We start from the raw sequence: 20,994 nt of genomic DNA, 5'->3' as shown, positions 1-20,994 counted from the left end.
GAAAAAGCCCCCGCCGTGTGCGGGGGCTTTTTCGTGCCGCCCGGCCTTTCCGCCGAGCGTGAAATTAACTTCACGCTCGGCGCCCAGCGTGAAACTACCTTCACGCTCGGCGGGCGTCGCCGGGCTCGCGGGCGTCGCCGGGCTCGCGGGCGTCGCCGGGCGTCGGGGCATCTCACTAGACTGGCCGACGTGCTCATCGGTTCACACGTCCGCAACGACGACCCGCTGGCCGCCGCGCAGGCGGACGGCGCAGACGCGGTGCAGTTCTTCCTCTCCAACCCGCAGAGCTGGAAGAAACCCCAACCCCGCGACGACGCCGAGGCGCTCAAGGCGTCGAGCGTGCCGCTGTACGTGCACGCGCCGTATCTCATCAACGTCGCCTCGGCGAACAACCGCGTGCGGATCCCGTCGCGCAAGATCCTGCAGGACACCTGCGACGCCGCCGCGGAGATCAACGCCACGGCCGTCATCGTGCACGGCGGCCACGCCGACGACAACGACATGGAGGCCGGTTTCGAACGCTGGGTGAAGGCGCTCGACTACCTGGAAACCGACGTGCAGGTGTATCTGGAGAACACCGCCGGCGGCGACCACGCGATGGCCCGCCACTTCGACACCATCGGCCGGTTGTGGGATCGCATCGGCGACAAGGGGATTGGCTTCTGCCTGGACACCTGCCACGCCTGGGCCGCGGGTGAGGCGCTGATCGACGCCGTGGACCGGATCAAGGCGCTGACCGGGCGCATCGATTTGGTGCACTGCAACGACTCCCGGGACGCGGCGGGCTCAGGGGCCGACCGACACGCCAACTTCGGCACCGGCCAGATCGACCCCGACCTGCTGGTCACCGTGGTCAAGGCCGCCGACGCGCCGGTGATCTGCGAAACCGCCGACGAGGGCCGCAAGGACGACATCGCCTTCCTGCGGGAGCACACCAAGAGCTGAGCACCGCGGCGCGCTGTTACACCTCTTGTGCAACTGTCGAGAAAATGTAACATTGGTGGCATGTCGGACACGCATGTCGTCACCAACCAGGTGCCACCCCTGGACAACTACAACCCCGCCGGCTCCCCGGTGCTCGTCGAGGCCCTGATCCGCGAGGGTGGGCAGTGGGGCCTGGACGAGGTCAACGAGGTGGGGGCGTTGTCGGCCAGCCGCCAGGCGCAGCGCTGGGGCGAGCTCGCCGACCGCAACCGGCCCATCCTGCACACCCACGACCGCAACGGCTACCGCGTCGACGAGGTCGAGTACGACCCGGCCTACCACGAGCTGATGCGTACCGCGATCGCCCACGGCCTGCACGCCGCGCCGTGGGCCGACGACCGGCCGGGGGCGCACGTCGTCCGCGCCGCCAAGACCTCGGTGTGGACGGTCGAGCCGGGACACGTCTGCCCGATCTCGATGACCTATGCCGTGGTGCCCGCGCTGCGCTTCAACCCCGAGCTGGCCAAGGTGTACGAGCCGCTGCTGACCAGCCGCGAATACGACCCGGAACTCAGGGTGGCCACCACAAAACCCGGGATCACCGCGGGCATGTCGATGACCGAGAAGCAGGGCGGCTCCGACGTGCGCGCCGGCACCACCCAGGCCGTGCCGAACGGCGACGGCTCCTACCGCCTGACCGGCCACAAGTGGTTCACCTCGGCGCCGATGTGCGACATCTTCCTGGTGCTGGCCCAGGCGCCCGGCGGGCTGTCTTGCTTCCTGCTGCCGCGGGTGCTGCCCGACGGCACCCGCAACCGGATGTTCCTGCAGCGGCTCAAGGACAAGCTCGGCAACCACGCCAACGCGTCCAGCGAGGTCGAATATGACGGCGCCGTCGCCTGGCTGGTCGGCGAGGAGGGCCGCGGCGTGCCGACCATCATCGAGATGGTGAACCTGACCCGGCTGGACTGCACGCTGGGCAGCGCCACCAGCATGCGCACCGGCCTGACCCGCGCGATCTACCACGCCCAGCACCGAAAGGCGTTCGGCGCCTACCTGATTGACCAACCGTTGATGCGCAACGTGCTGGCCGATCTGGCCGTCGAGGCCGAGGCCGCGACCATGGTCGCGATGCGGATGGCGGGCGCCACCGACAAGGCGGTGCGCGGCGATCAGCGCGAGGCCCTGCTGCGCCGCATCGGCCTGGCCGCCAGCAAGTACTGGGTGTGCAAGCGTTCCACCCCGCACGCCGCCGAGGCGCTGGAATGCCTGGGCGGCAACGGCTACGTCGAGGACTCGGGCATGCCGCGGCTGTACCGGGAGGCGCCGCTGATGGGCATCTGGGAGGGCTCGGGCAATGTCAGCGCGCTGGACACGTTGCGCGCCATGGCAACTCGCCCGGAATGCGTCGAGGTGCTGTTCGACGAACTCGCCGAGGCCGCCGGTCAGGATCCGCGCCTGGGCGGCCACGTCGACCGGCTGCGGGCCGACCTGGCCGAGCTGGACACCATCCAGTACAGGGCCCGCAAGGTGGCCGAGGACATCTGCCTGGCGCTGCAGGGCTCGCTGCTGGTGCGCCACGGCCATCCGGCCGTCGCCGAGGCGTTCCTGACCACCCGGCTGGACCGCCGGTGGGGAGGCGCCTTCGGCACCATGCCCGACGGGCTGGATCTAGCGGCCATCCTCGAGCGGGCCCTGGTAAAGGGCTGAACCACAACATGACTTGCGCCGACGACGATGCAGAGCACGGCGATGGGGAGGAGCGGCGCCGATGACTCACGCGATCAGGCCGGTCGACTTCGACAACCTGAAAACGATGACCTATGAGGTCACCGACCGGGTTGCCCGGATCACCTTCAACCGCCCTGAGAAGGGCAACGCGATCGTCGCGGATACCCCGCTGGAGCTCTCCGCGCTGGTGGAGCGGGCCGACCTGGATCCCAACGTGCACGTCATCCTGGTCTCCGGCCGCGGCGCGGGTTTCTGCGCGGGCTTCGACCTGAGCGCCTACGCCGATCGCACCGGCTCGGCCGGCGGGACCGGTGCCTACGCGGGCACCGTGCTGGACGGAAAAACCCAGGCGGTCAACCATTTACCCGATCAGCCGTGGGACCCGATGATCGACTATCAGATGATGAGCCGTTTCGTGCGGGGCTTCTCCTCCCTGATGCACGCCGACAAACCGACGGTGGTCAAGATCCACGGCTACTGCGTGGCCGGCGGCACCGACATCGCGCTGCACGCCGACCAGGTGATCGCCGCCGCCGACGCCAAGATCGGCTACCCGCCGACGCGGGTGTGGGGCGTGCCGGCCGCCGGCCTGTGGGCGCACCGGCTGGGCGATCAGCGCGCCAAGCGGCTGCTGTTCACCGGCGATTGCATCACCGGCGCGCAAGCCGCCGAATGGGGTCTGGCCGTCGAGGCGCCCGATCCGGCCGATCTCGACGAGCGCACCGAGCGGCTGGTGCAGCGGATCGCGGCGGTGCCGGTCAACCAGCTGATCATGGTCAAGCTCGCGCTGAATTCCGCTCTGCTGCAACAGGGGGTGGCCACCAGCCGGATGGTCAGCACGGTGTTCGACGGCGTCGCCCGGCACACCCCGGAGGGCCACGCCTTCGTCGCCGACGCCGTGAAGCACGGATTCCGTGAGGCGGTGCGGCATCGCGACGAACCGTTCGGCGACCACGGCCGGCAAGCCTCGCAGGTGTAGCGATGCCGGATCTGACAGCGCGGTCGGTGGTGCTCAGCGTGCTGCTCGGTGCGCACCCCGCGCACGCCCGGGCCAGCGAATTGGTCAGGCTCACTTCCGATTTCGGCATCAAGGAGTCGACACTGCGGGTGGCGCTGACCCGGATGGTGAATGCCGGCGACCTGATCCGCTCGGCCGACGGCTACCGGCTCTCGGATCGCCTGCTCGCGCGCCAGCGGCGACAGGACGACGCCATCGACCCCAAGGTCCGTCCCTGGCGCGGGCAGTGGGTCACGCTGATCGTGACCAGCGTGGGCGACGACGCGCGTACCCGCGCTGCGCTGCGAAATGCCATGCACGACAAGCGGTTCGGTGAACTGCGCGAGGGCGTGTGGATGCGCCCGGACAATATCGACACCCAGCTCGGACCGGACGTCACCGACCGGGCGCGGGTGATCACCGCCCGCGACGACGACCCCGCCGACCTGGCGGGGCGGCTGTGGGACCTGCCCGGCTGGGCCCGGGCCGGGCATCGGCTGCTCGACGAGATGGCCGCGGCGCCAGACGTTCCCGGCCGTTTCGTGGTGGCCGCGGCGATGGTCCGGCACCTACTCACCGACCCGGTGCTGCCCGACGAACTGCTGCCCCCGGACTGGCCCGGCACCCGGCTGCGGGCGGCCTACCACGACTTCGCCGCGGAGCTGATGGCGCGGCGCGACCCACTATTTGCGGAGGCGACATGAGCGATCCGGTGCGAATCGAACGCAACGGCCCGGTCACCACGGTGATCATCAACCGGCCGGCGGCGCGCAACGCGGTCAACGGCCCGACGGCGGCCGCGCTGTACGCGGCGTTCGAGGAGTTCGACCGCGACGACTCCGCGTCGGTGGCCGTGCTGTGGGGCGAGGGCGGAACATTCTGCGCCGGAGCAGATTTGAAGGCGTTCGGCACGCCCGAGGCCAACGCCGTGCACCGGAGTGGCCCCGGCCCGATGGGCCCGACCCGGATGGTGCTGTCCAAACCGGTCATCGCCGCGGTCAGCGGCTACGCGGTCGCCGGCGGTCTGGAGCTAGCCATCTGGTGTGACCTGCGGGTGGTCGAGCAGGACGCCGTGTTCGGGGTGTTCTGCCGGCGCTGGGGGGTCCCGCTGATCGACGGCGGCACGGTGCGGCTGCCGCGGCTGATCGGGCACAGCCGCGCGATGGACATGATCCTCACCGGCCGCGCCGTGGCCGCCGACGAAGCCCAGGCCATCGGCCTGGCGAATCGCGTTGTCCCCAAAGGTCAATCGCGCCGGGCGGCCGAGGAATTGGCGGCGCAACTGGCCGCGCTGCCGCAGCAGTGCCTGCGCTCGGACCGGCTCTCGGCGCTACATCAGTGGGGCGCAACGGAATCCGAGGCCCTCGACTTCGAATTCGCCAGCATCTCCCGGGTGGCCGCCGAGGCCAACGAGGGCGCCGGCCGGTTCGCCGCGGGCGCGGGACGGCACGGCGCCTCCGCGGTTTGAGGGCCGGCTGAGGGTCAGCCGCCCTTGTTGATGGTGTTGCTCTGGCCGATCTTGTCGACCTTGGGGTCACCGTCCTTGTAGGTGATCGTGTTGTTCATCCCCAGCACGGTGATGCGGGTGTTGACCTTGTCGAAGGTGATCTTGTTGTTGGTGCCGCTGACGGTCGCCGACTCGCAGGTGCCGGTGACGGTCAGGGTGTTGTCCGAGCCGCCCACGTTCAGCGACTTGCCGCCGGCGCAGTCCAGGGTGGTGGTGGTGCCCATCGACCCGTAATTGATCGTGTTGCCGATCTCGATGGACGCGGTGGTGCTCGCCCCGCCCGATCCCGTCGTCGGCGCCGCGCCGGCACTCGTCGTGGCGGTGCTCTTGGTGGTGGTCGTCGACGAGCCCGCCGGCGGGTTGGCCGTCGAACTGCAGCCGGCCAACAGCAGCGCCGCGGCCGGTGCCACGGTCAGGCGCAGCCAGCGGTCACGGACAGGTGTGGGCGTACGGGCGGGCATGGTTCCTCGTTCCCCCTTGATCGAATTGCGTTGTGCTGCTGTGCTTTAACCAGGCACCTGTTGGAGCCGGTTGGTCATGCCCAATTCGCGGCCGCGGTCCCACAGGAACGGCTGACCGCTTTTGTAGAACACCGTCTGGTCATAGCCGTACACGGTGATGTCGTGCGAAACCGAGTCGGCGATAACGGTGTTCGACGAACCCATCACCGTCACGGCATAGCAGTTGCCCAGCGCGGTGACGACGTTGCCGGTGCCGTTGACCAGCAGGGTGGCGTCGTTGCAGTCGATGGTCTGCTCGGTGTCCTGCCCGATGATGTGGGTGTCGCCGTTCTTGGCCTGCGCGACCCGCGGCGGGGCAACCGCCCCGGCGAGGACGGCAAGCGCGCAGGCGGCCAGTGACCCGGCGACGGTCGTCCACTTCACGGCGGGCCCCCTTTTGTCACGCGGCTCGAAGATGCTCGAACGAGGCAAGCATGACATTACGTGCAGATGCCCGCAGGAGGGCAGAGTTTCTTTTCCTTCGGCGCGCGTCAACTAGAGTCATTAGTTGATCCGTACCCGATCGAAGGGCGACCGCATGGCAGCTCAACCCGAACCGCCGACGGCGGCCGGGCGGCAGCGCGCGGGACGGCCCGCCGCCCGCCCGGCCAAGCTGAGCCGCGAGGGGATCATCGACGGCGCGCTGACGTTCCTGGATCGCGAGGGCTGGGACGCGCTGACCATCAACGCCCTGGCCACCCAGCTGGGCACCAAGGGGCCGTCGCTGTACAACCACGTGGACAGCCTGGAGGACCTGCGCCGCGCCGTGCGGATCCGGGTCATCGACGACATCATCACCATGCTCAACCGGGTCGGCGAGGGCCGCGCCCGCGACGACGCGGTGCTGGTCATGGCCGGCGCCTACCGCAGCTACGCCCACCACCACCCCGGCCGCTACTCGGCCTTCACCCGGATGCCGCTGGGCGGTGACGATCCCGAGTACACCGCCGCCACCCGCGGCGCGGCCGCACCGGTGATCTCGGTGCTGTCCTCCTACGGGCTGGACGGCGAGGAGGCGTTCCACGCCGCGCTGGAGTTCTGGTCCGCCCTGCACGGCTTCGTGCTGCTGGAGATGACCGGCGTGATGGACGACATCGACACCGACGCCTTGTTCTCCGACATGGTGCTGAGGCTGGCGGCGGGTCTGGAACGGCGCACCGCGCACGGCTAGTTCGCCGCTTTGACCTGCGAGACCGGCGGCGGGTATTGTGGTTCCTCGTGCCTGGCGGCTTACGGCGCCTAACCGTAAGGAAGTGAATGCCGGGCGAATTCGCGTGTCCAGGATGCATCGGACCCCGGTCCGGTGCGCAGCGCATGCGACACACCCGGCCGCGGGGTGACCCGACCGGTCATAACTGCACTACGAAGACTTGAACACCGCCCAAAAGACGCCAACACCAACACAGAAAGCCGCCTAGATGCCAACCATTCAGCAGCTGGTCCGCAAGGGTCGTCGGGACAAGATCGGCAAGGTCAAGACCGCGGCTCTCAAGGGCAGCCCGCAGCGCCGTGGCGTATGCACCCGCGTGTACACCACCACCCCGAAGAAGCCGAACTCGGCGCTTCGGAAGGTCGCCCGCGTGAAGCTGACGAGCCAGGTCGAGGTCACCGCCTACATCCCCGGCGAGGGCCACAACCTGCAGGAGCACTCCATGGTGCTGGTGCGCGGCGGCCGGGTGAAGGACCTGCCCGGTGTGCGGTACAAGATCATCCGCGGCTCGCTGGACACCCAGGGTGTCAAGAACCGCAAGCAGGCTCGCAGCCGTTACGGCGCCAAGAAGGAGAAGAGCTGATGCCGCGCAAGGGGCCCGCGCCGAAGCGCCCGTTGGTCAACGACCCGGTCTACGGGTCGCAACTGGTCACCCAGCTGGTGAACAAAGTCCTGCTGAAGGGGAAGAAATCGCTCGCCGAGCGCATTGTGTATGGTGCGCTCGAGAACGCCCGGGAGAAGACAGGAACCGATCCCGTGATCACGCTCAAGCGTGCTCTCGACAACGTCAAGCCCGCCCTCGAGGTGCGCAGCCGCCGGGTCGGCGGTGCCACCTACCAGGTGCCCGTCGAGGTGCGTCCGGACCGGTCCACCACGCTGGCGCTGCGCTGGCTTGTCAGCTTCTCGCGGCAACGCCGGGAGAAGACCATGGTCGAGCGGCTGGCAAACGAGATCCTGGATGCCAGCAACGGCCTCGGGGCCTCCGTCAAGCGGCGCGAGGACACCCACAAGATGGCCGAGGCCAACCGCGCCTTCGCGCACTACCGCTGGTGATCAACGCCGCGCGCACAGTGGCGGCGGCGACAGCGAACTAACCGAGCAATCGAAAGAGTGGGAAGACTTCTGTGGCACAGAAGGACGTGCTGACCGACCTGACCAAGGTCCGCAACATCGGCATCATGGCGCACATCGACGCCGGCAAGACGACGACGACCGAGCGCATCCTCTACTACACCGGCATCAGCTACAAGATCGGTGAGGTGCACGACGGCGCCGCCACCATGGACTGGATGGAGCAGGAGCAGGAGCGGGGGATCACCATCACCTCCGCGGCCACCACCTGCTTCTGGAACGACAACCAGATCAACATCATCGACACCCCGGGCCACGTCGACTTCACCGTGGAGGTGGAGCGCAGCCTGCGCGTGCTCGACGGCGCCGTCGCGGTGTTCGACGGCAAGGAGGGCGTCGAGCCGCAGTCCGAGCAGGTGTGGCGCCAGGCCGACAAGTACGACGTCCCGCGCATCTGCTTCGTCAACAAGATGGACAAGATCGGCGCCGACTTCTACTTCTCCGTGCGCACCATGGAGGAGCGGCTGGGCGCCAACGTCATCCCGATCCAGATCCCGGTCGGCTCCGAGGGCGACTTCGAGGGCGTCGTCGACCTGGTCGAGATGAAGGCCAAGGTGTGGAGCGCCGAGGCCAAGCTCGGCGAGAAGTACGACGTCGTCGACATCCCCGCCGACCTGCAGGAGAAGGCCGAGGAGTACCGCACCAAGCTGCTCGAGGCCGTCGCCGAGACGGACGAGGCGCTGCTGGACAAGTACCTCGGCGGTGAAGAGCTCACGATCGAGGAGATCAAGGGCGCCATCCGCAAGCTGACCATCAGCTCGGAGGCCTACCCGGTGCTGTGCGGCAGCGCGTTCAAGAACAAGGGCGTGCAGCCCATGCTGGACGCGGTCATCGACTACCTGCCGTCGCCGCTGGACGTCCCGCCCGCCGAGGGCCACGTCCCCGGCAAGGAAGAAGAGCTGATCACCCGCAAGCCGTCGACGGACGAGCCGTTCTCCGCGCTGGCGTTCAAGGTCGCCACGCACCCGTTCTTCGGCAAGCTGACCTACGTCCGGGTGTACTCGGGCAAGGTCGACTCGGGCAGCCAGGTCATCAACTCCACCAAGGGCAAGAAGGAGCGGCTGGGCAAGCTGTTCCAGATGCACTCCAACAAGGAGAACCCGGTGGAGACCGCCTCGGCCGGTCACATCTACGCGGTGATCGGGCTCAAGGACACCACCACCGGTGACACCCTGAGCGATCCGAACCACCAGATCGTGCTGGAGTCGATGACCTTCCCCGACCCGGTCATCGAGGTGGCCATCGAGCCCAAGACCAAGAGCGACCAGGAGAAGCTGAGCCTGTCGATCCAGAAGCTCGCCGAGGAGGACCCCACCTTCAAGGTGCACCTGGACCAGGAGACCGGCCAGACCGTCATCGGCGGCATGGGCGAGCTGCACCTGGACATCCTGGTGGACCGGATGCGCCGCGAGTTCAAGGTCGAGGCCAACGTCGGCAAGCCGCAGGTGGCCTACAAGGAGACCATCCGCCGCAAGGTGGAGAACGTCGAGTACACCCACAAGAAGCAGACCGGTGGCTCGGGCCAGTTCGCGAAGGTCATCATCAACCTCGAACCGTTCACCGGCGAGGACGGCGCGACCTACGAGTTCGAGAACAAGGTCACCGGTGGCCGCATCCCGCGCGAGTACATCCCGTCGGTCGACGCCGGCGCGCAGGACGCCATGCAGTACGGTGTGCTGGCCGGTTACCCGCTGGTGAACCTCAAGGTGACCCTGCTCGACGGTGCCTTCCACGAGGTCGACTCGTCGGAGATGGCCTTCAAGATCGCCGGTTCGCAGGTGCTGAAAAAGGCTGCGGCGCAAGCCCAGCCGGTCATCCTGGAACCGATCATGGCCGTCGAGGTCACCACGCCCGAGGACTACATGGGCGACGTGATCGGCGACCTGAACTCCCGCCGTGGCCAGATCCAGGCCATGGAGGAGCGCAGCGGCGCTCGCGTGGTCAAGGCGCACGTGCCGCTGTCGGAGATGTTCGGCTACGTCGGCGACCTGCGGTCCAAGACCCAAGGCCGGGCGAACTACTCCATGGTCTTCGACTCCTACGCCGAAGTGCCGGCCAACGTGTCGAAGGAGATCATCGCGAAGGCGACGGGTCAGTGAGTGTCAACTCACTGGCTCGGAGCCGAGCAATCGGCTCAGCGAAGGCGACGGGTCAGTAGCTACTGGCAGCGGAGTAATCTTGCCGGGTCATTGGAATGCCTTGGGCGCGGCACAACTGAAAACACCAACACTGCTTTAACAAGCACCAACTAGTCCAGGAGGACACAGAAGTGGCGAAGGCGAAGTTCGAGCGGACGAAGCCGCACGTCAACATCGGGACCATCGGTCACGTTGACCACGGCAAGACCACGCTGACCGCGGCTATCACCAAGGTTCTGCACGACAAGTACCCGGACCTGAACGAGTCCCGCGCGTTCGACCAGATCGACAACGCGCCCGAGGAGCGTCAGCGCGGTATCACCATCAACATCTCCCACGTGGAGTACCAGACCGACAAGCGGCACTACGCTCACGTCGACGCCCCGGGTCACGCCGACTACATCAAGAACATGATCACCGGCGCCGCCCAGATGGACGGCGCGATCCTGGTGGTCGCCGCCACCGACGGCCCGATGCCGCAGACCCGCGAGCACGTGCTGCTGGCCCGTCAGGTCGGTGTGCCCTACATCCTGGTCGCGCTGAACAAGGCCGACATGGTCGACGACGAGGAGCTGCTCGAGCTCGTCGAGATGGAGGTCCGCGAGCTGCTGGCCGCCCAGGAGTTCGACGAGGACGCCCCGGTGGTGCGGGTGTCGGCGCTCAAGGCGCTCGAGGGCGACGCCAAGTGGGTGGAGTCCGTCGAGCAGCTGATGGAGGCCGTCGACGAGTCGATCCCGGACCCGGTCCGCGAGACGGACAAGCCGTTCCTGATGCCGGTGGAGGACGTCTTCACCATCACCGGTCGTGGCACGGTGGTCACCGGCCGTGTCGAGCGCGGCGTGATCAACGTGAACGAGGAAGTCGAGATCGTCGGCATCCGCCCGTCCAGCACCAAGACCACGGTCACCGGTGTGGAGATGTTCCGCAAGCTGCTCGACCAGGGGCAGGCCGGTGACAACGTCGGTCTGCTGCTGCGTGGTATCAAGCGTGAGGACGTCGAGCGCGGTCAGGTCGTCACCAAGCCCGGCACCACCACGCCGCACACCGAGTTCGAGGGCCAGGTCTACATCCTGTCCAAGGACGAGGGCGGCCGGCACACGCCGTTCTTCAACAACTACCGCCCGCAGTTCTACTTCCGCACCACCGACGTGACCGGTGTGGTGACGCTGCCGGAGGGCACCGAGATGGTGATGCCCGGTGACAACACCAACATCTCGGTGAAGCTGATCCAGCCCGTCGCCATGGACGAGGGTCTGCGGTTCGCCATCCGCGAGGGTGGTCGCACCGTCGGCGCCGGCCGGGTCGTCAAGATCATCAAGTAGTTCGCTCAGTCGGTTCAAAGCCCGGATTGCCCACGCGGCGATCCGGGCTTTGTTCTGCTGTGCGCCCCGCGGACTCGGATCGACGCCGGAGAAATAATGCGCCGGCGGCGCGGCCTGCACTAGGATTTTGCGGTAGTTGTCCCTCGGGGACCGTAGGACGTGGCGGGGTGGTGCCGATGTCGTTCGTTCAAGCGACTCCGGAATTCGTCGCGGCTGCCGCGACGGATCTGGCCCGGATCGGGTCGACGATCAGTTCCGCGAACACCGCGGCGCTGGGTCCCACCTCCGGGGTGCTCGCCCCCGGCGCCGACGAGGTGTCGGCCAGCATCGCCGCCCTGTTCGACGCCCACTCCCAGGTCTATCAGGCGCTGTCCGCCCAGGCCGCCGCCTTCCACAGCCAGTTCGTGCAGTTGATGAACGGTGGCGCGCTGCAGTACGCCGTCACCGAGGCCGCCAACACCACGCCGCTGCAGAGCGCGGCCGGCCCGGCATCGGTGGCCGCGCAGCTGCCGGCGGTCAGCGGCGCGGTGGGCGGTTCGGCGCCGACGGCACCCGCGGCCCCCCTGGCGGCGGCGGTGGCGCCGGCGGCGGCCGCGGCCACCCCCGGCCCGGCCGGCACGCCGGTCGCGGCGGCCCCCGCGGGATCGGCGACGCTGGCCTCGGCCACCGCCCCGGCCGGCCCGGCCCGGGTGGCGACGCCCGCGTACGCGCCGGCCGGTTCCCCGTCCCCCGTGCAGCCGGCGGCTTCGTCGGCGCCGGCGCCGGCCGGCACGCCCGCGGCGGCCGCGCAGCCCGAGGCGGCGCCGCAGACCTCGGCCGGCCCGGCGCTGCCTGTCTCGGCGCGCCCCGCGCCGCACGCCCCGGCGCAGGCGCAACCCGCGACCGCCCCGGTGCGCCGAGTGCCCATCGTGCCGCCGGAGTCCGGGTAAGCGGTTTGCGCGTATCGCCGCCTCGGCGACGCCGTGAGCGCTAATCTGACACGGATTCCCCAGCAAAACCGAGGAGGGGCAAGTGTTAGCGCGCTACCTGAAAGCACAGTTGGTGGTTTTGCTGTGCGGCGGCCTGGTCGGGCCGATCTTCTTGGTCGTGTACTTCACGCTGGGGCTCGGCAGCCTGCTGCAGTGGATGTTCTACGTCGGCCTGCTCATCACCGTGGCCGACGTGCTGATCGCGCTCGCGCTGGCCAACTACGGGGCGAAGTCGTCGGAGAAACTGGCCGCCCTCGAGCAGAACGGGGTGCTGGCGCTGGCCCAGATCACCGGCATCACCGAAACCGGGACCTGGGTGAACAACCAGCAGGTCGTCAAGGTGCACCTGCACATCGCCGGCCCCGGGCTGGTGCCGTTCGACAGCGAGGACCGCGTCATCGCCAGCGTCACCCGGCTGGGCAACCTCAACGCCCGCAAGGTGGTGGTGCTGGTCAATCCCACCACCAACGAATACCGAATCGACTGGGAGCGAAGCGCTTTGGTCAACGGCCTGGTGCCGGCGCAGTTCACCGTCGCCGAGGACAACACCACCTACGACCTGAGCGGGCAGGCCGGCCCGCTGATGGAGATCATGCAGATCCTCAAGGCCAACAACATCCCTTTGAACCGGATGGTCGACATCCGGTCGAACCCGGCGCTGCGCGCCCAGATCCAGGCGGTGGTGCGCCGGGCGGCCCAGCAGCAGGCGCCGGCCGGGCAACCCGCGCCGGCGGGGCAACCGGCGACCGGGCAGCCGTCGGCGCCGGTGGCCGCCCCGCCGGGACCGTCGATCGCCGCGCGGCTGCAGGAGCTCAACGATCTGCACGCCAGCGGGGCGCTCACCGAGCAGGAATACAACAGCCGGCGGGCCGCGATCATCGCCGAGATCTGACGCGGTTTCCGGCAACCGCCGGGCGAATTAGAACACGTTTCAGTTCCGCTGCTAGCCTGGCTTGGTCTACTGGCGGTCGAAGGGATGAGCTGTGGCGGGACAGGCCGGATCACTGCAGGGGCGGGTGGCATTCATCACCGGGGCGGCCCGCGGGCAGGGACGCTCGCACGCGGTGCGGCTGGCCGCCGAGGGCGCCGACATCATCGCGTGCGACATCTGCGCGCCGGTGTCGGCCAGCGTCACCTACGCCCCGGCCACCCCCGAGGACCTCGACGAGACCGCCCGGCTGGTGGAAGATCAGGGCCGCAAGGCCTTGACCCGCGTCCTCGACGTCCGCGACGACGCCGCCCTGCGGGAGCTGGTCGCCGACGGCATGGAGCAGTTCGGCCGGCTGGACGTGGTGGTGGCCAACGCCGGCGTGCTCAGCTGGGGCCGCGTCTGGGAACTCACCGACGAGCAGTGGGACACCGTCATCGGCGTCAACCTGACCGGCACCTGGCGCACCCTGCGCGCCACCGTGCCGGCGATGATCGAGGCGGGCAACGGCGGCTCCATCGTGGTGGTCAGCTCCTCGGCCGGGCTCAAGGCCACCCCGGGCAACGGCCACTACTCGGCCAGCAAACACGGGTTGACCGCGCTCACCAACACGCTGGCCATCGAGCTCGGCGAATACGGTATCCGGGTCAACTCCATCCACCCGTACTCGGTCGAAACCCCGATGATCGAGCCCGAGGCGATGATGGAGATCTTCGCCCGCCATCCCAGCTTCGTGCACAGCTTCCCGCCAATGCCGGTGCAGCCCAACGGTTTCATGACCGCCGACGAGGTCGCCGACGTGGTGGCCTGGCTGGCCGGCGACGGCTCGGGCACGCTGACCGGCACGCAGATCCCCGTTGATAAGGGCGCCCTAAAGTACTGAGCGGCCATCGTGCTAAGAACTCCACGTGAGTAGTGACGCAAGCGCCAGCAACGGAATCGTGATCGTCGGCGGCGGCCTGGCCGCCGCCCGCACCGCCGAGCAGCTGCGGCGCTCGGAGTATTCCGGGCCCATCACCATCGTCAGCGACGAGGTGCACCTGCCCTACGACCGCCCGCCGCTGTCCAAAGAGGTGCTGCGCAAAGAGGTGGACGACACCGCGCTCAAACCCCGCCAGTGGTACGACGACAACGACATCACGCTGCGGCTGGGGTCGGCCGCGCGCAGCCTGGACACCGCGGCGCAGACGCTGACGCTCGAGGACGGCATCACGCTCGGCTACGACGAACTCGTCATCGCCACCGGCCTGGTGCCGCGGCGCATACCGACCATCCCGGACCTGGACGGCATCCGGGTGCTGCGGACCTTCGACGAGAGCCTGGCGCTGCGCGAGCACGCGTCCGCGGCGCAGCGCGCGGTGATCATCGGCGCCGGCTTCATCGGCTGCGAGGTGGCCGCCAGCCTGCGCAGCCTGGGCGTGGACGTGGTGCTGGTCGAGCCGCAACCCACCCCGCTGGCCGCGGTGCTCGGCCAGCAGATCGGCGAGCTGGTGGCCCGGCTGCACCGCGCCGAGGGCGTCGACGTGCGCCTCGGTGTCGGGGTTTCAGAGGTGCGCGGTGACACGCACGTCGAGGCGGTGGTGCTGACCGACGGCACCGAGCTGGCGGCCGACGTGGTGGTGATCGGCATCGGGTCGCGTCCGGCCACCGACTGGCTCGAGGGCAGCGGCGTGGCGATCGACAGCGTCGACCGGGGCGTCCTGTGCGACGAGGCCGGACGCACCAGCGCCCCCAACGTGTGGGCGCTCGGCGACGTCGCGTCGTGGCGCGACGCGACGGGACACCAAGGGCGGGTGGAACATTGGAGCAACGTCGCGGACCAGGCCCGGGTGGTGGTGCCCGCGATGCTGGGCAAGGAGGTGCCGCCGGTGGTGGTGGTGCCCTACTTCTGGAGCGACCAGTACGACGTCAAGATCCAGTGCCTGGGTGAACCGGAGGCCGACGACATCGTCCACATCATGGAGGACGACGGCCGCAAGTTCCTGGCCTACTACGAACGCGACGGGGCCCTGGTCGGGGTGGTCGGCGGCGGCATGCCGGGCAAGGTCATGAAGACCCGCGCCAAGATCGCCGCGGCCGTGCCCATCGCCGAGATGCTCGGCTGAGCCGACGGCGGGCGCTCAGCCGACGGCGGCCGCGTACCGGTCGCTGGGGACCTCGGTGTTGCGGATCACGGTGGCCAGCTGCTCGGCGATGCCCGGCGCGGCGACGACGGTCGACGCGGACTTGTGAGTGTGCGGGTTGCCCTGCGCGTCGGTCAGCCGCGCTCCGGCCTCGCGGGCGACCAGCGTCCCCGCGGCGGTGTCCCACGGCTTGTTGGACATCATCACGCAGGCGTCCAGGGCACCCTCGGCGACGAACGCCAGGTCGAGCGTCGCGGCGCCGATCATCCGGATCCGCTCCGCCCGGGGCACCAGCTCGGCGGTGAGCGCCAGCCGGTGCGCGTTGAGCCGGCCCGCATCGTGGCCGACGGCGTAGTCGCCGAGCGAGACGATCGCCCCGCTGAGGCTGTCGGTGGCGCTGGCGGTGATCCGTTCCCCGTTGACGAACGCGCCCTTGGACTCGATCGCGTGGTAGGTCTTGCCCAGCAGGGGAGCGTGGGTGACGGCCACCACGGTGCGGCCGGCGTGCAGCAGGGCCAGCGATACCGCGCACAGCGGCAGCCCGTGCACGAAGTTCGACGTGCCGTCCACCGGGTCGAGAACCCAGAGCCACTCGGCGGTTTCGATGTCGGGTTGGTGGTCGGACTCCTCGGCCAGCAGCGCGACGTCCGGCGTGGTCTGGGACAGGTAGTTGGCGATGTCACGCTGGATGGTCAGGTCGACATCGGATACCAGGTCGCGGTCACCCTTGTGCTGCACCGAGCTCGGCTGCGTTTTCTTCAACGTCGTGGCACCGATTTGCGTTGCCTGCCAAGCTATTTCAAAAAGCTCTTGCATTGACTTCATGGGAGAGACTTGCCTCGCTTCCAGTGGTGGCGTGCGTTCGGCGTCGTTCGATCATACGGGCTCGGCGATTTCGCGTCTCGCGCACCCCGGCGTCGTGCTGAACTAACGCGAAAAAGCTTAAGCCATCGACACTTTCGACGGTGATGCAGTTCACTCCAGGTGAATGTTTGAGCCCGCTCGTCGTGGGGAGCGTGACGCCGCTGTAGCGCGGGTCACAAAATTGCCAACGACCGCACGCCAAAACCATTGCGCTGGAAAAGCGTAACGCTGACCCGCGACGATTTTTGCTGTGGCCGCATCGGTTCTCGGGTTCGGTGCAGCGGTTGCCGAGCTCGGTTAGGGTCTGCTGTCGGGCGATATCGAGGGGCCTTCGGGCAAGTCGGCTCCGAATCGTTCTCATCGAAGGAAAATCCAGCACGCGACTTGGCAGGCAGGTGATTGACCAGTGACAGTGATTGATGAGATGTACAGCTCTTCCAGCGCGATTCCGACCGTCGCTCTCAATGACGAGGCGAAGATGCCAGTACTCGGCTTGGGGGTGGCCAAGCTGTCCGATGAGGAGACGGAAAGCTCGGTTCTCGCGGCGCTGGAAGCCGGCTGCCGCCTCATCGACACCGCTGCCTCCTACGGAAACGAAGCCGCCGTCGGCCGGGCCATCGCCGCGTCGGGCATCCCTCGCGAGGAACTGTTCGTCACCACCAAACTGGGCACCTCGCGGCAGGGCTTCCACAGTGCCCAGGAGTCGTGCAAGGAGAGCCTGGACAGGTTGGGGCTGGACTACCTCGACCTCTACCTGATCCACTGGCCGGCCCCGAAGCTGGGCAAGTACGTGGAGAGCTTCGAGGGCATGATCGAGGCCCGCGAGCGGGGCCACGTGCGCTCGATCGGCGTCTCGAACTTCACCGAGGACCTGCTGGCCACGGTGATCGAGGAGACCGACGAGGTGCCCGCGGTGAACCAGGTCGAGCTGCACCCGCGGCTCAACCAGGCCGAGCTGCGTCAGGTGCACGCCCAGCACGACGTGACGACGCAGTCCTACAGCCCGTTGGGCGTCGGCCGGCTGATCGAGGAGCCGACCGTGACGACGATTGCGGCCGAGTACGGCCGCACCCCGGCGCAGGTGCTGGTGCGGTGGAACCTGCAACTGGACAACGTCGTGGTCTCGCGGTCGTCCAAGCCGGAGCGGGTCGCCGAGAACCTGGACGTGTTCGACTTCACCCTGGAGCCCGAGCACATGGAGGCCATCGAGGGACTGCACGACGGCACCCGGGTGCTGCACGACCCGATGACCTTCATGGGAACCTGACGGTTTCGCGAAAACCCCAGCGCCCCTTGGCTTTTAGAGCCAGTCGACCGGCGGCCCGTGCGGATGGCACTGTGCCAGCACGCGCGGCCCGCCGTCCGGCCAGCCGCGGGCGCGCACCAGGAACCTGATCGGTGCGCCCGGCCCGTCCCGGGCCGGCTCCATGGTCAGGTGGACCAACGGGGCGGACGCGTCGGCCCGTGCGCCCAGCGCGTCCACCCCGGCGCACACCGCGGCGCGTTCCCCGGCGGACAGGTACTGCCAGGTGATCGAGTGCCACAGCACGGTCAACGCGCCCTCGGCGAGGCTCAGGCGCCCGACGGCGTCGGCCGCCGTCCGGCGCTCGAGGGTGGCCGGGACCCGGCGGGCGACCTCGATGGCGCCGCGCAGCCGCGCCAGCCGCGCGGCCTGGTCGGGCCAGACGTAGCTCAGTACCGTCAGCTCGCCGTCGGAGTTCCCGACGTCGACGGGCGCGATGTCGAAGCCGTGCCGCTCGACGATCCGGACCCCGCGCGCCGGCGGCAGCGCGCCGCGCCAGGCGTCGTCGATGCAAACCGGCGAGTCGGCCGGTCCCCACCCGCCACCGGCATACCGGTACCGGTAGTGGTCGGCCCGCAGGTTCAGCCCCGCGCTCGACCCGATCTCGAAAAGCCTTACCGGCAAACAGGATTCATTGATGTGCAGCAGCCCGCCGATCAGCGCGGCCGACCGGCCCACCTCGTTAGTCTGCGGTGGGCGGTCCAGCGCCGCGCGCAGCGCGGCGGCGTGCTCGGCCGCGGCGGCCAGGATCGGCGGCCACGCCGCCCCGGCGTCCCAGCTGCCGCCGGTGCTGGGATACCAGCGGCGCAGGGAGCCGGCGCGGCCATCGAGCACCAGTCGGTGCAGGCCACCGAGCAGCCGCAGCGGAATCGCGTCGCGCGACGGGGCGTCCCGGTGCCCGGACAGGATGTCGGCGAACACCCCGCCGGCCTCGACGTCGGAGGCCACCAGTTCGAACAGGTCGCCGTACATCGGCGAGCCCGAGGAGGCGCAGAAGCTGCCCTGCGCCCGCAGCATGTGCACCAGGTGCTCGGCGCTCACCGGTCCAGCCCGTTCAGCCCGGCGCCGACCACGTCGAAGGCGTTGCCCAGGGCCACCGGCAACGGCACTGACTCATCGCCCAGCCAATGCTCGTAGGCCGACAGCGCCACCCCCAGCATCATCCAGGCGACGGTCTGGGGCGCCAGGTCGGTCGTCTTGCACTCGCAGCGGCGGGCCACGAACCCGGCGATCACCTCGCGCCATCCGGCGTACATCGTCATCGAATACGCTTGCAGCTCGGCGGTTTGCAGGATGACGCGCATGCGCTGTCGGTGCCGCGCGGTCTCGGATTCGTCAAAGGTGTTGAAGGCCAACAACGCGGTGCGCAGCGCATCGCCCAGCGGTACCCGGGATTCGACGTTGTCCAGCAGCTCGCGCAGCCGGGCCAAATGAGTGTCGAAATCGCCCCAGGGGATGGCGTTCTTGGAGGCGTAGTAGCGGAACAGGGTGCGCCGCGAGATGCCGGCGGCCGCCGCGACGTCGTCCACGCTGACCTCGGCGAAACCCCGGGCGGTGAACAGGTCGATGGCGACGTCGGTGATGTGGTGCGGCGTGGTCGAGCGGCGCCTGCCCACCCGCTGCTGCGGCATCCCGGACCCCGGCCCTTCCATTTCGGCACTCGATGCCATATTCTGGCCGCGAGTGTGACTCAGACCCATCGTCGTCAAGACCGCAGGAAAGGCAAGGCCCCGTGGAGCACGAGACCGAAACCGACGCCCAACTCGTCACCGAGACCCTGGTCGAAGAGGTGTCCATCGACGGCATGTGCGGGGTCTACTGACCGTGCCGGCGCCCGCGCAGGCTCGCGCGGCCGGTGCCGCCTTCGATCCTGACCGCGGCTGGCGACTGCACCCGCAGGTGGCGGTGCGGCCGGAACCGTTCGGCGCGCTGCTCTACCACTTCGGCACCCGCAAGCTGTCGTTTCTGAAGAACCGCACCATCCTCACGGTGGTGCAGTCGTTGGCCGAGTACCCCGATGTCCGGTGCGCATGCCGCGCGGCGGGCATCGACGACGCCGGGCAGGCGCCGTACCTGCACGCGCTGGGCGTGCTCGCCGACTCCAACATGCTGGTGCCCCGGGAGGACCATCCATGACCACAGCGGCCCCTGTGCCCCGGCTGATCGAGCAGTTCGAGCACGGCCTCGACGCGCCCATCTGCTTGACCTGGGAGCTCACCTACGCCTGCAACCTGGCCTGCGTGCACTGCCTGTCCTCGTCGGGCAAGCGCGACCCGCGCGAGCTGTCCACCCGCCAGTGCATGGACATCATCGACGAGCTGGAACGCATGCAGGTCTTCTACGTCAACATCGGTGGCGGGGAACCCACTGTGCGGCCGGACTTTTGGGAGCTGGTCGACTATGCGACCGCACACCACGTCGGCGTGAAGTTCTCCACCAACGGGGTCCGGATCACGCCCGAGGTGGCCGCCCGGCTGGCGGCCAGCGACTACGTGGACGTGCAGATCTCGCTGGACGGCGCCACCGCCGAGGTCAACGACGCGGTGCGCGGGCCCGGCTCGTTCGACATGGCGGTGCGGGCGCTGCAAAACCTCGCCGACGCCGGCTTCACCCAGAACGGGGGCGCCAAGATCTCGGTGGTCGTCACCCGGCACAACGTCGGGCAGCTGGACGAATTCGCCGCGCTGGCAAGCCGTTACGGGGCCACGCTGCGCATCACCCGGCTGCGCCCGTCCGGCCGCGGCGCCGACGTCTGGGACGAGCTGCACCCCACCGCCGACCAGCAGGTGCAACTGTATGACTGGCTGGTCGCCAAGGGGGAACGGGTGCTCACCGGCGACTCGTTCTTCCACCTGGCCCCGCTCGGCCAGTCCGGCGCGCTGGCCGGTCTGAACATGTGCGGCGCGGGCCGCGTCGTCTGCCTGATCGACCCAGTCGGCGATGTGTACGCCTGCCCGTTCGCCATCCACGACCGCTTCCTGGCCGGAAACGTGTTGAGCGACGGCGGTTTTGACAACGTGTGGAAGAACGCCCCGCTGGTGCGCGCGCTGCGCGAACCGCAGTCGGCGGGCGCCTGCGGCAGCTGCGGGCACTACGACAGCTGTCGGGGCGGGTGCATGGCGGCCAAGTTCTTCACCGGCCTGCCGTTGGACGGCCCGGACCCCGAGTGCGTGCAGGGCCACAGCGCGGCGGCGCTGGCGGGCGACCGCGAGGCGCCCCGACCCCGGGCCGACCACTCCCGCGGCAAGCGCATCCGCCAACCCGTGCCGCTCACCCTCTCGGTGCGGCCGCCGGTCCTGACCCCCGCCGCGCCGCCGGCCCGGTTGTGCAACGAAAGCCCGGTCTGAC

General features: G+C 68.9%; 23 protein-coding genes. 18 read left to right on the top strand and 5 right to left on the bottom strand.

The features are described from left to right. Nucleotides 1-189 precede the first annotated feature (189 nt). The 5 genes from MAA44156_RS19600 to MAA44156_RS19580 all read left to right on the top strand — a co-directional run bounded on the left by MAA44156_RS19600 (nucleotide 190) and on the right by MAA44156_RS19580 (nucleotide 5,120). Nucleotides 190-945 (top strand): deoxyribonuclease IV, encoded by a 756-nt coding sequence (locus tag MAA44156_RS19600; protein ID WP_009979127.1) that lies wholly within the window; start codon nucleotides 190-192, stop codon nucleotides 943-945. 60 nt (nucleotides 946-1,005) lie between these two features. Further along, on the top strand, nucleotides 1,006-2,634 hold the full coding sequence (locus tag MAA44156_RS19595; RefSeq protein WP_009979125.1) for an acyl-CoA dehydrogenase family protein: 1,629 nt from the start codon (nucleotides 1,006-1,008) through the stop codon (nucleotides 2,632-2,634). 61 nt (nucleotides 2,635-2,695) lie between these two features. Further along, nucleotides 2,696-3,634: a crotonase/enoyl-CoA hydratase family protein gene (locus MAA44156_RS19590; RefSeq protein ID WP_009979124.1), complete on the top strand. Its 939-nt coding sequence runs from the start codon at nucleotides 2,696-2,698 to the stop codon at nucleotides 3,632-3,634. 2 nt (nucleotides 3,635-3,636) lie between these two features. Beyond that, complete coding sequence (locus MAA44156_RS19585) at nucleotides 3,637-4,356, top strand: PaaX family transcriptional regulator C-terminal domain-containing protein (RefSeq protein ID WP_009979123.1); 720 nt, start codon at nucleotides 3,637-3,639, stop codon at nucleotides 4,354-4,356. Beyond that, a complete protein-coding gene (locus MAA44156_RS19580) occupies nucleotides 4,353-5,120 on the top strand; it encodes a crotonase/enoyl-CoA hydratase family protein (protein WP_003873545.1) in 768 nt (255 codons plus the stop codon). The genes MAA44156_RS19585 and MAA44156_RS19580 overlap by 4 nt, the downstream gene beginning before the upstream one ends. A gap of 14 nt (nucleotides 5,121-5,134) precedes the next feature. Here MAA44156_RS19580 and MAA44156_RS19575 read toward each other — a convergent pair whose 3' ends face one another. Further along, nucleotides 5,135-5,620, bottom strand: a complete 486-nt coding sequence (locus MAA44156_RS19575) for a DUF3060 domain-containing protein (RefSeq protein WP_009979122.1) — start codon at nucleotides 5,618-5,620, stop codon at nucleotides 5,135-5,137. A gap of 45 nt (nucleotides 5,621-5,665) precedes the next feature. Next, a complete protein-coding gene (locus tag MAA44156_RS19570; protein ID WP_003873543.1) occupies nucleotides 5,666-6,043 on the bottom strand; it encodes a DUF3060 domain-containing protein in 378 nt (125 codons plus the stop codon). 154 nt (nucleotides 6,044-6,197) lie between these two features. Between MAA44156_RS19570 and MAA44156_RS19565 the strand changes: the two genes are divergently transcribed. The 9 genes from MAA44156_RS19565 (at nucleotide 6,198) to MAA44156_RS19525 (ending at nucleotide 15,461) form a co-directional block, all read left to right on the top strand. Beyond that, nucleotides 6,198-6,830: a TetR/AcrR family transcriptional regulator gene (locus MAA44156_RS19565; RefSeq protein WP_003873542.1), complete on the top strand. Its 633-nt coding sequence runs from the start codon at nucleotides 6,198-6,200 to the stop codon at nucleotides 6,828-6,830. Between the two features lie 247 nt (nucleotides 6,831-7,077). After that, a complete protein-coding gene (gene rpsL, locus MAA44156_RS19560; RefSeq protein ID WP_003879423.1) occupies nucleotides 7,078-7,452 on the top strand; it encodes a 30S ribosomal protein S12 in 375 nt (124 codons plus the stop codon). Then, entirely contained in the window at nucleotides 7,452-7,922 is a 471-nt protein-coding gene (gene rpsG / locus MAA44156_RS19555) for a 30S ribosomal protein S7 (RefSeq protein WP_003873540.1), read from the top strand. The genes rpsL and rpsG overlap by 1 nt, the downstream gene beginning before the upstream one ends. Before the next feature lie 71 nt (nucleotides 7,923-7,993). Next, entirely contained in the window at nucleotides 7,994-10,099 is a 2,106-nt protein-coding gene (fusA, locus tag MAA44156_RS19550; RefSeq protein WP_003879424.1) for an elongation factor G, read from the top strand. 170 nt (nucleotides 10,100-10,269) lie between these two features. Then, the gene (gene tuf, locus MAA44156_RS19545) at nucleotides 10,270-11,460 is read left to right on the top strand and encodes an elongation factor Tu (protein ID WP_003873538.1); all 1,191 of its coding nucleotides are present in this window, start codon (nucleotides 10,270-10,272) and stop codon (nucleotides 11,458-11,460) included. Between the two features lie 176 nt (nucleotides 11,461-11,636). Further along, entirely contained in the window at nucleotides 11,637-12,389 is a 753-nt protein-coding gene (locus tag MAA44156_RS23695; RefSeq protein WP_104123822.1) for a PE family protein, read from the top strand. An 82-nt stretch (nucleotides 12,390-12,471) separates the two neighbouring features. Further along, a complete protein-coding gene (locus MAA44156_RS19535) occupies nucleotides 12,472-13,320 on the top strand; it encodes an SHOCT domain-containing protein (RefSeq protein WP_009979115.1) in 849 nt (282 codons plus the stop codon). 91 nt (nucleotides 13,321-13,411) lie between these two features. After that, complete coding sequence (locus MAA44156_RS19530; protein WP_009979114.1) at nucleotides 13,412-14,239, top strand: mycofactocin-coupled SDR family oxidoreductase; 828 nt, start codon at nucleotides 13,412-13,414, stop codon at nucleotides 14,237-14,239. Nucleotides 14,240-14,264: 25 nt separating this feature from the next. Further along, nucleotides 14,265-15,461 (top strand): NAD(P)/FAD-dependent oxidoreductase, encoded by a 1,197-nt coding sequence (locus MAA44156_RS19525; RefSeq protein WP_023880635.1) that lies wholly within the window; start codon nucleotides 14,265-14,267, stop codon nucleotides 15,459-15,461. Nucleotides 15,462-15,476: 15 nt separating this feature from the next. Here MAA44156_RS19525 and MAA44156_RS19520 read toward each other — a convergent pair whose 3' ends face one another. Beyond that, a complete protein-coding gene (locus MAA44156_RS19520; RefSeq protein WP_011726086.1) occupies nucleotides 15,477-16,304 on the bottom strand; it encodes an inositol monophosphatase family protein in 828 nt (275 codons plus the stop codon). 463 nt (nucleotides 16,305-16,767) lie between these two features. On the opposite strand from MAA44156_RS19520, the gene MAA44156_RS19515 reads away from it, so the two are divergent. Then, a complete protein-coding gene (locus MAA44156_RS19515; RefSeq protein ID WP_009979110.1) occupies nucleotides 16,768-17,610 on the top strand; it encodes an aldo/keto reductase in 843 nt (280 codons plus the stop codon). A gap of 33 nt (nucleotides 17,611-17,643) precedes the next feature. Here MAA44156_RS19515 and MAA44156_RS19510 read toward each other — a convergent pair whose 3' ends face one another. Beyond that, on the bottom strand, nucleotides 17,644-18,687 hold the full coding sequence (locus MAA44156_RS19510; protein ID WP_009979109.1) for a DUF2332 domain-containing protein: 1,044 nt from the start codon (nucleotides 18,685-18,687) through the stop codon (nucleotides 17,644-17,646). Next, nucleotides 18,684-19,277 carry a mycofactocin system transcriptional regulator MftR gene (gene mftR, locus MAA44156_RS19505; RefSeq protein WP_003879434.1) on the bottom strand — a complete coding sequence of 198 codons (594 nt, stop codon included), beginning with the start codon at nucleotides 19,275-19,277 and terminating at the stop codon, nucleotides 18,684-18,686. Before mftR ends, MAA44156_RS19510 begins: the two co-directional genes overlap by 4 nt. Nucleotides 19,278-19,378: 101 nt before the next feature. Here mftR and mftA point away from each other — a divergent pair, with 101 nt between their 5' ends. From mftA to mftC, 3 genes are read left to right on the top strand one after another with little or no spacing between them, the layout of a single operon-like run. Beyond that, nucleotides 19,379-19,468 carry a mycofactocin precursor MftA gene (mftA, locus tag MAA44156_RS19500; RefSeq protein WP_003873527.1) on the top strand — a complete coding sequence of 30 codons (90 nt, stop codon included), beginning with the start codon at nucleotides 19,379-19,381 and terminating at the stop codon, nucleotides 19,466-19,468. Continuing rightward, the gene (gene mftB, locus MAA44156_RS19495; protein ID WP_003873526.1) at nucleotides 19,453-19,782 is read left to right on the top strand and encodes a mycofactocin biosynthesis chaperone MftB; all 330 of its coding nucleotides are present in this window, start codon (nucleotides 19,453-19,455) and stop codon (nucleotides 19,780-19,782) included. The genes mftA and mftB overlap by 16 nt, the downstream gene beginning before the upstream one ends. After that, the gene (gene mftC / locus MAA44156_RS19490) at nucleotides 19,779-20,993 is read left to right on the top strand and encodes a mycofactocin radical SAM maturase (protein ID WP_009979107.1); all 1,215 of its coding nucleotides are present in this window, start codon (nucleotides 19,779-19,781) and stop codon (nucleotides 20,991-20,993) included. Before mftB ends, mftC begins: the two co-directional genes overlap by 4 nt. Nucleotide 20,994: the final 1 nt, after the last annotated feature.

The organism is Mycobacterium avium subsp. avium, from assembly GCF_009741445.1.
Lineage (GTDB): Bacteria > Actinomycetota > Actinomycetes > Mycobacteriales > Mycobacteriaceae > Mycobacterium > Mycobacterium avium.
This window is presented reverse-complemented; position numbering and strand designations above follow the sequence as displayed.